Source organism: Rhodococcus sp. HM1 (assembly GCF_023218075.1).
GTDB lineage: Bacteria > Actinomycetota > Actinomycetes > Mycobacteriales > Mycobacteriaceae > Rhodococcus.
In genome coordinates this window covers 1-12,885 of sequence record NZ_JALPTB010000068.1, presented here as the reverse complement: position 1 = coordinate 12,885, position 12,885 = coordinate 1, and the positions used below count along the sequence as shown (strand labels likewise).

Here is a 12,885-nt window from a genome sequence, read left to right as displayed (position 1 = left end):
CCCGGGTGGTCTCGGACTCGTCAGGCCATGCGCCGCACGACCGCCGACGGCAGCACCTTCATCGCGTAGGCGATCGGCGTCCACGGCCACGCCGGGACGTACGCCTTGGCCGGTTCCTTCTCGATGGCGGCAGCCAGTGCCCGGCAACCGGTTTCGGTGTCGACGATGAACGGCACCTTCTTCACCTTCTCGTTGATCTCCGACCGGATGAAGCCGGGGAAGATCGCGCTGACGTCGATACCGGTCTGCGCGAGGTCCGCGCGCATGCCTTCGCCGAGCGACGCCACCGCCGCCTTCGACGCCGCGTAGGTGGTGAGGTTGCGGGGCATGCCGCGCACCGCACTCACCGACGAGATGAGCACCAGGTGGCCGGCATTGCGCGGCCGGAACAGTTCGAGCGCCGCCTCGCTCTGGGCCAGCGCCCCCAGGAAGTTCGTGCGGGCGGTCGCGACGTTCGCGTGGAAGTAGCCCGTGCCCAACGGTTGTCCCTTGCCGAGACCGGCGTTGACGACGACCCGGTCCAGACCGCCGAGCTCGTCGTCGAACTCCCGGAAGACGCGGAAGACGTCGTCGTGCACGTCCACGTCGAGCGTGCGGATCGCGACGGTGATCTGCGGGTGTGCGGCGAGTAGTTCGTCGCGCAGTTCCTCGAGCCTGTCGGTGCGGCGGGCAGCCAGCGCCAGATTGCGCCCGCGCGCGGCGAATTCACGTGCCATGCCGCGACCGAGCCCCGAACTGGCGCCCGTGATGAGAATGTTCTTGCGTGTCGTGCCCCTGCCCACTTACTTCCCCTCCGCCTTGTCGATCAGTTCGTTGCAGCGGGCGTCCAGGTAGCCCACGATCATCCAGAAGTTCTCGAACATCGGGTTGGTCGTCTGCCCGTGGTGGAAGCGGTAGTAGATCTGCTGGGCGATCACCGCGAGCCGGAAGACCCCGAAGACTTCGTAGAAGCTCCAGTTGCCGATCGGCAGACCGGTTCGCTCCCTGTAGTATTCGACGATCTCGCGACGGGTGAGCATGCCCGGCAGGTCCGTCGGTTGCAGCTTGGTGGCGAGCATCGTCGGATCGTCGTCGGCCTGCACCCAGTACGCGAGGGTCGACCCGAGATCCATCAGCGGATCGCCGACCGTGGCGAGTTCCCAGTCCAGCACGGCGCGCGGCGTCAGATCGTCGCCGAGAACGATGTTGTCGAGCTTGAAATCACCGTGGATCACCCGGGAAGCGACGTCGGCAGGCTGGTTGTCCGCCAGCCATTTCGTCACGCGCGCGAAGTCGGGGACGTTGTCGGTGCGGACGGCAGCGAACCGCTTGGTCCACCCCTCGACCTGGCGCGCCACATAGCCCGAACCGTGGCTCAGTTCGACGAGACCGGACGCTTCGGTGTCGACGCCGTGCAGCTCGATGAGCAGGTCGATCACGCGCAGGCACAGCTCCCGCGTCTTCTCCGGGGTGAGCCCGAGATCCGCGGACGTCGACCCCGGGCGCACGATGGTGCCCTCGACCCTCTCCATGACGTAGAAGTCGCTGCCGAGCAGCGACGGGTCGGTGCACAGCCCGATCATCTTCGGTACGTGCGGATAAACGGGGGCGAGCAACGATTGGATCCGGTACTCCCGGACCATGTCGTGCCCGGACTTCGGCTTTGTGCCGGCCGGTGGACGTCGCAGCACCAGGTCGCGATCGGGATACCGCAGAAGGTAGGTGAGATTGGATGCACCACCGGCGAATTGACGCACCTCGGGAATCCCGGTGATACCGGCGTGTTCGGTGAGCCACGCAGCGACGGCGGCGACGTCGAAGTTGTCCTCGTCGCGAACGGGCCGGGCGTTGTCGGGAAGGCTGCTCACGGGTCCCCCTCAGTTGTACTTGCCGAGTTCGAATCGGGCCACGAGACCCTGGTGCACCTCGTCCGGACCGTCCGCGAGCCGCAGTGCCCGCGCGGCCGTCCAGGCGCCTGCGAGCGGGAAGTCCTCGGAAAGCCCTGCACCACCGTGGATCTGGATGGCGAAGTCGACGATCTGCTGGACGACGCGCGGGGTGGCGACCTTGATCTCGGACACCGCCGACCGGGCCCCGGCCAGGCCCTGGGTGTCGAGCAGCCAGGCGGTGTGCAGGACGAGCAGCCGCAGCTGGTTGATGGCGATGCGGGCGTCGGCGATGCGTTCGCGGTTGCCGCCGAGATTGACCAGGGGCTTGCCGAACGAGACCCGCTCGAGGCCGCGGCGGCAGGCGAGTTCGAGGGTGCGTTCGGCGAGACCGATCAGGCGCATGCAGTGGTGGATACGGCCGGGTCCGAGGCGGCCCTGCGCGATCTCGAATCCGCGGCCGGGCCCGGCGATGATCGCGTCCAGCGGCAGGCGCACATCGGTGAACGACACCTCGCCGTGGCCGCTCGGCTCGTCGTAGAAGCCCATCGTGGACAGCATCCGCTCGACCTTCACACCGGGGGTGTCGATCGGCACGAGCACCATCGAATGCCGTTGGTACTTGTGGGCTTCCGGGTCGGTGAGGCCCATGAAGATCAGGACCTTGCAGTCCGGATGCCCGACACCGGTGCTCCACCACTTGCGGCCGTTGAGGACGACCTCGTCGCCCTCGACGACCGCGGTCGCGGCCATGTTGGTCGCGTCCGACGAGGCGACGGCGGGTTCGGTCATGCAGAACGCGGAGCGGATCTCGCCGTCGAGCAGCGGACGCAGCCAGCGGTCCTTCTGCTCGGCGCTGCCGTAGTGGTAGAGGACCTCCATGTTCCCGGTGTCGGGGGCGGAGCAGTTGAAGACCGCGGACGCGAACTGGGAGCGGCCCATCTCCTCGGCCAGCGGTGCGTATTCGACGTTCGACAGCCCGGCACCGAGCTCGGCGTCCGGGAGGAACAGATTCCACAGCCCCTGTTCCCTGGCCTTGCGCTGCAGCTCCCGGAATTCGGGCGGCACCGACCAGGTGGCCGCCCCGGAGCTGTCGCCGCGCTGCGCGAACGGTGCGACGCGCGCCGCGTGCATCCGCTGTTCGAACGGTTCGACCTCGCTGGCGATGAAGGTTCGCAGACGTTCGAGGTAGTCGCGGGAACGTTCCGACTGTGCGAAATCCATGGGTTCCTCCGTCGAGCTCTAAATGAGCAATGCTCAGTTAGAGTATCGGGGTGACCCCAGCACGACAAGCACCACCGCAGCCCGCACCCCGGCGGCGAATGCCTCCGGAGGAACGCAAGCGGCAACTCGTGGCCATCGGCCTGCAGGAACTCGCCACGCGTCCCATCCACGCGCTGTCCGTCGACCGGGTCGCCGAGATCGCCGGCATCTCCCGCGGCCTGCTCTTCCGCTACTTCCCGACCAAGCAGGACTACTACGCCGCGGTCGTCGGTGCGGCCGCCCGCCGCCTGCTCCGCGCCGCGGTGCCCGACCCCGGCGACGACGACCCGCTGCGCGGCATCGTGCGGGCGTTCGTCTCGTTCATCGACCGGCACGGCCGGAACTACCAGATGCTGTTCCACGGAGCCGGATTCGGTTATGACCCGCAGATCCGGGAGATCCACGAGAACGTCAAGACCACCATGGCCGTACGGATCCTCGACGCCACCGGCACCGAGGCGAGCACCGCCACCACCATGAAAGTGTGCGGCTGGTGGTCGATGGTCGAATCGGTCGCGATCGACCGCACCACCGAACCGTCGATCACGGTCGACGACGTCGTCGACTTCGCCCTCCGCACGCTGCCGGTGGTTCTGACCTGAAGGACCCCTGGTGTCCTGGATCCGGAATTCTGGTGACCCGGACGCTCGAGACGACCCCGAAGAATGCGACGCGCTGGTCGATGCGGGCGATGGCGCAGGAGATGAGTCTGTCGCAGTCGACGGTCTCGCGGATCCGGGGGCCTTCGGTCTCCAGACGAGAGCGAATCCTCAGTCGGCCCGATCACCCGAGATGGCGGTCTGCGGCGTCTCGAGCCGCGAGGCCGCATCGACGTGCATCGCCCCGGCCGGCGCCGCCTCCTCGGGCGGAGTGGGGCGTGCACCACCGCGCCGGCGCAGGTACCGAGTCTTGAGGTGGTACGCGGCGACGATGACCGCGAACGCAATCAGCGACTGCACCAGTTCGGCGCGGGCACCGGTGAACCACATACCGCCAAGAATCGTGACGATGACGATCGTGACAACGACAGGCAGGACGGGATAGAGCCACACCCGGAACTGCAGGACCTCGGGCGAAATGCGTTCCCAGCGGCGGCGCAGCACAAGTTCGGACAGACAGATCATGATGTACACGATCAGGCAGATCGCACCGGACGACGTGACCAGGTACAAGAAGATCGTGTCGGGCCAGACGTAGGCGGCAACGATGCACACGTATCCGACGAACGTGCACGACAGCACGCCCTTCAGCGGGACACCTCGGGAGTTGACGGCCGTCATCCATGCGGGTGCGTCGCGGTGAGCGCCGAGCACGAACAGCATGCGCGACGCGGTGTAGAGCCCGGAGTTCAGGCACGAGAGCACGGCGACCAGCACCACGAAGTTGAGGATCTCGGCCGCGCCGGGGATACCCAGGACCTCGAGTGCGGACACGAACGGGGATTCACCGACGACGTAGCTGTCCCACGGCAGCATGGTGACGAGCAGGAATGTCGCGCCGACGAAGAAACCGAGGATCCGGAACACGACGGTGCTGGTGGCGCGGCGGATCGCCGCGGCCGGTTCCTTCGACTCGGCCGCGGCGATCGTGACCAGCTCGGCTCCTGTCATCGAGAAGATGACGGCGACCACCCCAACCATGACGGGTGTGAAGCCGTTCGGCAGGAAGCCGCCGTGAGCGGTCAGGTGGCTGAACGACAGGTCGGCCCCTGGCCAGACGCCCAGCACGTAGAGACCGGCCAGGACGAGGAACGCGATGATCACCGCGACTTTGATTCCGGCGAACCAGTATTCGGCCTCGCCGAAGTTGCCGACCGACAACAGGTTCACCACCGTCATGATCAACAGTAGACCGGCCGCCATCAGCCACAACGGAACACCGGGGAACCAGCGGCCGAGCAGTGTAGCCCCGACTACGGCTTCGATTCCGACGACGACCACCCAGAAGTACCAGAACAGCCAGCCTGTGGCGAAGCCCGCCCAGTTGCCCATGGCGTCGCGGGCGTACTCGGTGAACGAGCCGGTGCAAGGCTTGGCGACGGCCATCTCCCCGAGCATCCGCATGACGAGGAAGACGATGAGCCCGCAGATCAGGCAGGTGAGGATAGCGCCGGGGCCGGCCTGGCCGATGATCGCGCTGATGCCCACGAAGAATCCCGCGCCGATCACCCCGCCCATGGACAGCATGGTGAGATGGCGCCTCTTCAGCGCGTGACCCAGGGTGTCGGACCTCTCGGCCGGTGAATCGGTGTGCACGGCACTCCCTTCGAGACCTGGTGTGCGGTGCCGTCGGGTACTGGTTCCCGCGTCCCGGCGGCACTGTCGCTCGGATGGGAGAACCCTACGACCACGATGTGACCCACGACATGTCCGTGATGTACATGGATCGGAGTCACACTCGCCGCCGAGGCGATTGCCGTCGGAGTCAGACGGGCTGCGCCTCGTCCGGCGCCGCCTCGGGTTCCGCCGGCGCTTCAGGTTCCGACGACGCACGACCTGACGCGCGTGCACGCGGGGTGAGCAGTACGTAACTGCCCGCCGCCAGCAGCACCGTCACCGCCGGGGCGAGCTGCGCCCACGTGGTGCTCACTTCCTGCACGGTGAGTCCGATGCCCGCGATGGAGGAGATCAGCCACGCCAGCGCCCCACCGGACGCGGTGCGGGGCATGACACGACCACGATCGCGCAGCACGTAGACCACCGCGATCGCCACCCACGCGGTGATCAGCACGCCCTGCCAGGCAAGGGCCTGCAGCAGATACCCCAGCACGTCGGTGAGCATGAGCAGATAGGCGAGCATCGCGGTGACCACAACCCACACTGCCCGCGGCACGTCGAGGCGCAGTGCCCGGCGGACGAACACCTGCAGATTGGTGGAGGCAAGGTAGAAGTTGGCCGAGTTGATGCGGGTCTGGGACACGATGATCAGTAACACCCCGGCGAAGCCGAGGGAACCGACGACAGCGTCTACCACACCGGTCTCGGTTCCGGCGATGTCCCACGCTCCGAGCAGATAGAGGCCGACAAGTCCATTGACGCCGAAGGTCAGCGCGTAGAACACCCAGCCGAAGGTGACGGTGCCGTGGAAGCCGGCGTCGGTGCGGCGGCCGAGCCTGGCGTAGTCGAAGGTGTACATCATCAGCACCCAGACGCCCATGTAGACGAGATAGACGGTGAGCCATCCCGGAAGCGGACCCGATGCCACCGTGGCGGTCAGCCACCCGGTGGGGTACCCCCGTTTCACGGTCGCTGCCACCACGACGGCCACCATGCCGACAACGTAGAACGGCAGCAGGATCCCGTTGAGCTTGTCGAGCCACGCAGCAACGCCCCCGATCACCACGGGGATCATGTAGACCGTGCACAGCAGGTACCACAGCCTGATGTCGCCGCCGAAGTACTCCTGCAGCGCCACGGCGACGATGGATCCTTCGAACACCCCGTAGTAGAGCGCGGTGGCGGCGAACAGTGCCGGAGCGAGCAGTGAGCCGACGGCGCCGAACATGCGCCGGGACAGCAGCTCGACGGAAAGTCCGGTGCGGATCGCATAGCGGGAGAGCAGCAGATTGACGACGCCGAAGGTGCCGATGGAGGCGGCCATCCCGACCAGGGTTGCCGGCACCCCGACCGCGCCGGCCGAGGCGACCGCGACGTAGAGCCAGAACATGGCACTGAACATGGCCCACCAGGCCATCGTCAGCGACCATCGGGGCAGCCGACCGGATTCGGGCAAATGTTCGTGTTCCACGAAGGAGTCGGGGGCGGAGTCGGTGACATGATCGGACAAAGGGTCTCCTCTCGAGGGGAGGGAATCCGAACCGGCGCAGGGCCCATGACCGCGCAGCACGGGAGGTTCGGCAGGGGTCTTCGGGGGAGTGAAATCGAAAACCGATGTGGGGCAGCGGAATCGCTGCCCCACATCGTGTTCACGACCAGTGCGCGACGGACCGGGTCCGCAGCAGATCGCGGAACTGTGCGGTGGTGGTGGGCAGCAGCTCGCCGGTGCCCCAGTCGACGATCACGCCGTAACGGCGCACGAGGTCGAGCATGGACAGCTCACCGTTGCGGTAGCGGACGGCGACGGATTCGGGGTCCTCGTCGAGCCAGCCCCGGCGTGACGTGCGGATCTTCGTGCGGAGTTGATCGGTGGCGTCGTCGTCGAGTTCGTAGCGGTCGATCTCGGGATCTACGGGCACGACGACGACGCCGTAGTCCAGCGCGGCACGCTCGACGGAGACGTAGCCGTCGATCACGTCCTCGAGCACGGCCTCCGGGTCCCGCCGCAGCGGATCCCCGTACCCCCCGCCACCCGCGGACGGCCGCTCGAACGAATCTCCGGACTGAACCGGAACATTCGAGAACACGGACCCGAGGAAACGCTCTTCGGGGGTGCCGCGGTTGAGCCAGACACCGTGCGGGATGGAGGGCAGACCACCCTCGATACCCCAGGTGACCGACCGGGAACGGTCACAGCAGTACGACATCACGCTGTTGTCACTGTCGGTGAGGACACCACCCTTGGACAGGCCGCACCCTCCACGGTATTCGCCGGGCCCTCCAGAATCGGTGATGATGGCGTGCTCGGTAGTGAGCACGGGGGTGAGGCGTTCCTGTCCCTCGCACGGCTGAACGGCCAGGCCGATGCCGAAAACCGGTGCGGTGGCGCTCGATCCGTCCTTCGAGCTGCGACCTCCCCAGCCGCCGGCCATCCAGTCGTACCACATGAAGAACGGCCGCTCCTCGGTACGGGCGTCGCGACCGCCGACCAGCAGGTACTCGAGGTTGAACGAACAGGCGATGGCCCGCGAGGGCACGACCTTCGACCACAGTTCGAAGATCGCGTTCATGATCTTCTCGTAGGGGCCGGAGCAGAACCCGGTCACCGCGTGTGGCCAGCCTGCGTTGACGACGGTGCCCTCCGGCCCCAGGTCGGTGTGAATCGCGTTGTACAGGCCCGAGTTCAGCGGCACGTCGGGGAAAAAGGACTTGGTGCCCGCCACGATTCCGGAGAACGCGGTGCCGTAGCCACTGTTGAGGAAGCTGGCCACGGCGGGCGCGCTGCCGGTCAGGTCGTAGCTGAGCTGGTCGCCCTCGATCGTCATGGTGACGCGGATCGGGACGAGACCTTCGGCACGCGCCGGATCGGAGTCGAGGAAGTCCTCGGTGGTCCAGGTGCCGTCCGGCAGGTCGGCGACCCGGCTGCGCACGATGCGCTCCACGTAGTCCTGGACCTCGCGCATCGCGTCGGTCACCGTGCTGCGTCCGTATTTGTCTACGAGCCTTTGGATTTCGCGTTCACACACCCCGGTTGCCTCGGCCTGGGCGTGCAGATCGCCCATGCTGATCTCCGGAGACCGGGTGTTCGCGACGAGCAGTTTTGCGACGTCGGCGAGGAAGCGGCCCTCGTGCCACACCCGCACGGGGGTAATCCGCAGACCCTCACCGAAATGCTCGGTGGCGGTCACGTCGAACGATCCCGGCACACTGCCGCCGATGTCGGCCCAGTGTCCCTTGTTCTGCGCGAAGGCGATGAGGACACCGTCCGCGAAGATGGGCCGGACAAAGCTGACGTCGTTGAGGTGGGTCCCGCCCCGATAGGGGTCGTTGACCATGAAGATGTCGCCGGGGTTGATGTCGGAGCCGAATTCCTCCAGCACGGCCTTGCACTGGAAGTGGAGGGTGCCGACGTGGACGGCGATGTCCTGACTGCCCTGCATCACAGTATTGCCCTCGGCGTCGCAGAGCGCGGAGGAGAAGTCCCGCGAGTAGATGACGAACGAGTAACAGGTGCGCAGGATCTGCTCGGACATGAGGTCGACCGAGGTGGCGAACGCGTTCTTGAGGACCTCGAACGTGACCGGATCGAGGGTGGGGGACGTGGTGGTCATCGGGACTCCTGGATGTCGATGCGGATGTTCGCCCACTCGTCGATGGTGGCGGTGGTCCCAGGGGGGACGACGGTGGTGGAATCGAGCTGGGTGATCACGGCGGGGCCGGGAATGCACACACCGAACTCCAGTGTGTCGCGGTCGAAGACGGGCGTGTCGACCCGGCCGCGCTCCTCGTCGAAGTAGACACTGCGCCGTTCCATGGGCACCGGCTCCGTTGTGCTGGGCTCGGAGGTTCGTGGGAAGTTCGGCTTCGGCGTCGTGCCGACCGCGCGTAGGCCGATCTGGTAGATCTCCACGGGTGTGTCGTCGCGCCGGAACGAGTAGTCCCGCTCGTGTTCCTCGTGGAATCGTTCGACGGCCTCCGCGAGGAAGTCGGGTCCGTTGCCGGCGGTGACGGTGAGCGACCGCCACTGCCCCGCGTAGCGCATGCTGATGTGGCGGTCGAGCACCATACGTTCGGGTGCGACCCCCTCATGGCGCAGACGCTGCGTGCCCTCCTGCTCGAGGCGCAGGAACTCGCGTTCGAGTGCGGTCGTGTCGATCTCGTCGACGCGACCCTGGAACATCGCCGACAGGTCGTGCCGGATGTCGACGAGCAGACAGCCCTGCGCCGAGGTGATACCCGGGTGGGGTGGCACCACAACGGTCGGAATGGACAGTTCCTTCGCCAGCGCCGCACCGTGCAGGGCGCCCGCGCCGCCGCAGACAACGAGGACGAAGTCACGCGGATCGTAACCACGACGAATCGACAACAGCCGCACGGCATCCGCCATATTGGCATTGGCCACCTGGAGGATGTTGCTTGCCGCGGTGTCGGCGTCGAGGCCCAGCGGTCCGGCCACGCTCTGTTTGATCGCGTTCTCCGCGGCCGCCACGTCCAGGGTGAGGCCGCCGCCGATGAGAGCGGTGCCCAGTCGGCCGAGCAGCACGTTCGCGTCGGTGTTCGTCGGCTCGGAGCCGCCGCGCAGGTAGCAGGCAGGGCCGGGGGAGGCGCCGGCGGACTGCGGCCCGTTGCGCAGCGAGCCTGCCTCGTCGAGCCAAGCCAGCGATCCGCCACCCGCACCGATCGTGAGCACCTCGATGCTGGGGAAGGAGATGGGGAAGCCGTACTCGACCTGCCACTGCTTGGTGGTGCGGACCTCGCCGTCGTAGACGAGCGAGATGTCGGTGCTGGTGCCTCCCATGTCCAGGCCGATCGCGTTGGGGTATCCGCAGCGGGTCGCGATATCGGCCACGGCGATCGCTCCGGCAGCGATGCCGGAAGCGGCGAGCCGGACAGGGAACTTCTCCACCATTGCGGGTGTCATGGAACCGCCGCCGGAATGAAGCAGGAGGAGGTCGCCGCCGTACCCGTCGGCGCGTAGTTGCGCTTCGAGCCGGTTGACGTATCCGCTGACCAGCGGTGCAAGCACGGCGTTCGCGACAGTGGTGGAGGCGCGGTCGTACTCGAAGATTTCGGGGAGGATCTCGCTCGAGGTCGAGACCGTCACATCGGGAAGCTCGGCTTCGAGCAGGGCCCGGACGCGTTGTTCGTGGGTGTTGTTGACGTAGCTGTTGATCAGGCAGACCGCGACGGTCTTGATGTTCTTGCGGCGAAGGATTCGGGCCAGCTCGCGGACTTCGGTCTCGTCGAGCGGCGTGACGACTTCGCCGGCATAGTCGATGCGCTCGGTGACCTCGTACCGGTCCCGGCGACGGATGTAGGGGGTGCCGACGTCGACGTACGTGTCCCACAATTCGTCCTTGGTGCCGTCGCGGATCTCCAGCACGTCGCGGAACCCGCGGGTGGTCACCAGAGCTGCGGGTGGGAACCTACGGGTGATGAGCGCATTGGTCGCGACCGTGGTGCCGTGGGAGAACAGTGTCACCTCGGTCAGATCGATGCCCGCTGTGCGCACGCCGTCGATCACGGCTCGCATCGGGTCATCGGGGGTCGAGGGAACCTTCGCGATGCGGGTGGTCGAGGCGCTCTCATCGAAGATGCACACGTCCGTGAAGGTGCCGCCGACGTCCACGGCGACGCGCAGATGGGGATTGCGAGATGTGATCATCGTCATACTCCTGGTTCGGGTGGACTCAGTATTCGGCCTGGTCGGCGGCCCATCAATTGGAGAAAGTGAATCGAGTTCCCGAAATCATTGGAGATTCTCACACTGGAGAGGGAAAGATGTCGGGCATGCTTCCGGACCGTTTCCGGCTCGTCGATCTGCTGCTCGAACCCGATTTCGGGCTGCGGCTGGTGACCGACGCCGACCCCAACGTGGGAATCACCGGTGCGCACCCGATCGAGATCGAGAACCCCACCCGCTGGCTGCGCCCGGGGTCGATGATGCTCACCACCGGCTCGCGCTTTCCCGCCCTCGAGCACCCGCAGCAGGCCTGCCGTGAGCTGATCCGCGAACTCGTCGGGTCCGGCATCGCCGCACTCGGTTACGGCGTCGGAGTGATCACCGACGACATTCCCCGGTCCCTGCTCGACGAGGCCGAACGCCATCGGTTCGCCGTGGTGGCGGTCCCACCGGAACTGCCCTTCATGGAAGTGGTCGGACGCGTCAGTACGGCCGTGCAGGCGCAGGACTCGATGCTGCTGCGGCGTACGCTGCAGATGCAGAACCACCTGCTCGAGGCAATGACAGCCGAGGCTCCGGAGACAGACCTCGTCGCCCGCCTCGCAGGGCTGCTCCGCAGCAGCGTGGTCCTCTACAACGAGGTGGGCGATGTCGTGGCCTCGGCCGGCGGCGCGCCTGTGCATCTGATCCGTAATCAATTGCGCGGCCGGGACGGGCGACTGCGGTTCCGGGTGGGCCGCTGGTCGGTCAGCGCGCACTCGATCTCGCCGGGCGACCAGCACTACTGGCTGACCCTCGCCTCCAAGAGCAACGAACTCGCCGACCCGCTCACCGCCCCCGCGGTCGAGGTATCGCTGCGGCTGCTCAACACAATCGAACGCACCCGCCAGCGCGCCACCGTCGAGAACCGCGCGCGGCACGCCGCGCTGGTGAGGGCACTGACCTCGGGTAACCCCACCGATGCCGACACCGTCCTGGACCAACTCGAGATGCTCCGGTTCGGTCCTGAGCCGGACATGCGGATGCTGGTTCTGTCCGCGGCTCCCGACTACGACAACCGCCGATGGGTGTTCCGCGCCAATTCACTGCTCGACGCCGTCGAAGCGGACGTATCCGGGCTGGCGCGTGACATCGGGCTGACCCTGCTGCTCGCCCGGGACGACGGCGGCCTCGTCGGAGTCGTTCCGGCCCGGGCGGAGGCCTTCGATTCCTGGTCCGCCAACCTTCCGGAGGGATTGACGTGCGGCGTGAGCGAACCGTTCAGCGATCCCGCGCGCGGACCCGGCAAACTACGTGAGGCACGCTGGGCGCGACGGGCCGCCGAGCGGCTGGGTAAGATCGCCCAGCGCTTCGAGGACGTCGGTCTCGCCGACTGGCTGTTGGCGGGCCGTGCCCCGGAGACAGCCCTCCTCCGCGCTACCGCAGTTCTGGCACCCCTGCTCGACGGCCACGACGACCTGATCGATTTCCTCGTGCTGCACCTGGCCCGGGAATTGGACGTCGGGCGCACGGCACGAGAATTGAACCTGCATCCGAATACCGTGCGGCACAGGGTAAAACGTGTCGAAGACCTGCTGGGCCGGTCCCTGCGCTCGCCCCGCGACGTCACAGACATCCAGCTGGCACTCGAAGTACTCGCCGAACGCCCCACCGCCTAGCTGCCCGGCGCGGGAAAGGACTCTCAATGATCCTGTCAAGCCGCAACAGCGGTACCCGGCAAGCTCGGTTGCCAGGTGCGGTTGTCGCGGATGAGGGCATAGAGAACATCGACGCGACGCCGAGCCAGACAGAGGGTGGC

The 12,885-nt window shown here is 66.8% G+C and carries 9 protein-coding genes and 1 pseudogene; 3 read left to right on the top strand and 7 right to left on the bottom strand.

The genetic code is table 11. The features are described 5' to 3' along the window. Positions 1-20: 20 nt before the first annotated feature. From M1M07_RS26260 to M1M07_RS26250, 3 genes are read right to left on the bottom strand one after another with little or no spacing between them, the layout of a single operon-like run. Positions 21-782, bottom strand: a complete 762-nt coding sequence (locus M1M07_RS26260) for an SDR family oxidoreductase (protein ID WP_197250675.1) — start codon at positions 780-782, stop codon at positions 21-23. Further along, on the bottom strand, positions 783-1,847 hold the full coding sequence (locus tag M1M07_RS26255) for a phosphotransferase family protein (protein WP_248676073.1): 1,065 nt from the start codon (positions 1,845-1,847) through the stop codon (positions 783-785). 9 nt (positions 1,848-1,856) lie between these two features. After that, complete coding sequence (locus M1M07_RS26250) at positions 1,857-3,089, bottom strand: acyl-CoA dehydrogenase family protein (RefSeq protein ID WP_248676072.1); 1,233 nt, start codon at positions 3,087-3,089, stop codon at positions 1,857-1,859. A gap of 98 nt (positions 3,090-3,187) precedes the next feature. Here M1M07_RS26250 and M1M07_RS26245 point away from each other — a divergent pair, with 98 nt between their 5' ends. After that, positions 3,188-3,730: a TetR/AcrR family transcriptional regulator gene (locus tag M1M07_RS26245; protein ID WP_197250750.1), complete on the top strand. Its 543-nt coding sequence runs from the start codon at positions 3,188-3,190 to the stop codon at positions 3,728-3,730. A 29-nt stretch (positions 3,731-3,759) separates the two neighbouring features. After that, a pseudogene (locus M1M07_RS26240) lies at positions 3,760-3,864 on the top strand (IS630 family transposase); the annotation flags it as partial. A 34-nt stretch (positions 3,865-3,898) separates the two neighbouring features. Here the strand turns inward: M1M07_RS26240 and M1M07_RS26235 are convergent. The 4 genes from M1M07_RS26235 to M1M07_RS26220 all read right to left on the bottom strand — a co-directional run bounded on the left by M1M07_RS26235 (position 3,899) and on the right by M1M07_RS26220 (position 11,075). After that, on the bottom strand, positions 3,899-5,383 hold the full coding sequence (locus tag M1M07_RS26235; RefSeq protein WP_248676071.1) for an amino acid permease: 1,485 nt from the start codon (positions 5,381-5,383) through the stop codon (positions 3,899-3,901). 169 nt (positions 5,384-5,552) lie between these two features. Next, positions 5,553-6,914, bottom strand: a complete 1,362-nt coding sequence (locus M1M07_RS26230; RefSeq protein ID WP_197250672.1) for a cytosine permease — start codon at positions 6,912-6,914, stop codon at positions 5,553-5,555. Positions 6,915-7,053: 139 nt separating this feature from the next. Further along, entirely contained in the window at positions 7,054-9,015 is a 1,962-nt protein-coding gene (locus tag M1M07_RS26225; protein WP_248676070.1) for a hydantoinase B/oxoprolinase family protein, read from the bottom strand. Continuing rightward, positions 9,012-11,075 carry a hydantoinase/oxoprolinase family protein gene (locus M1M07_RS26220; RefSeq protein WP_248676069.1) on the bottom strand — a complete coding sequence of 688 codons (2,064 nt, stop codon included), beginning with the start codon at positions 11,073-11,075 and terminating at the stop codon, positions 9,012-9,014. Before M1M07_RS26220 ends, M1M07_RS26225 begins: the two co-directional genes overlap by 4 nt. A 110-nt stretch (positions 11,076-11,185) precedes the next feature. On the opposite strand from M1M07_RS26220, the gene M1M07_RS26215 reads away from it, so the two are divergent. Continuing rightward, positions 11,186-12,745: a PucR family transcriptional regulator gene (locus M1M07_RS26215; RefSeq protein WP_197250670.1), complete on the top strand. Its 1,560-nt coding sequence runs from the start codon at positions 11,186-11,188 to the stop codon at positions 12,743-12,745. Positions 12,746-12,885 lie beyond the last annotated feature (140 nt).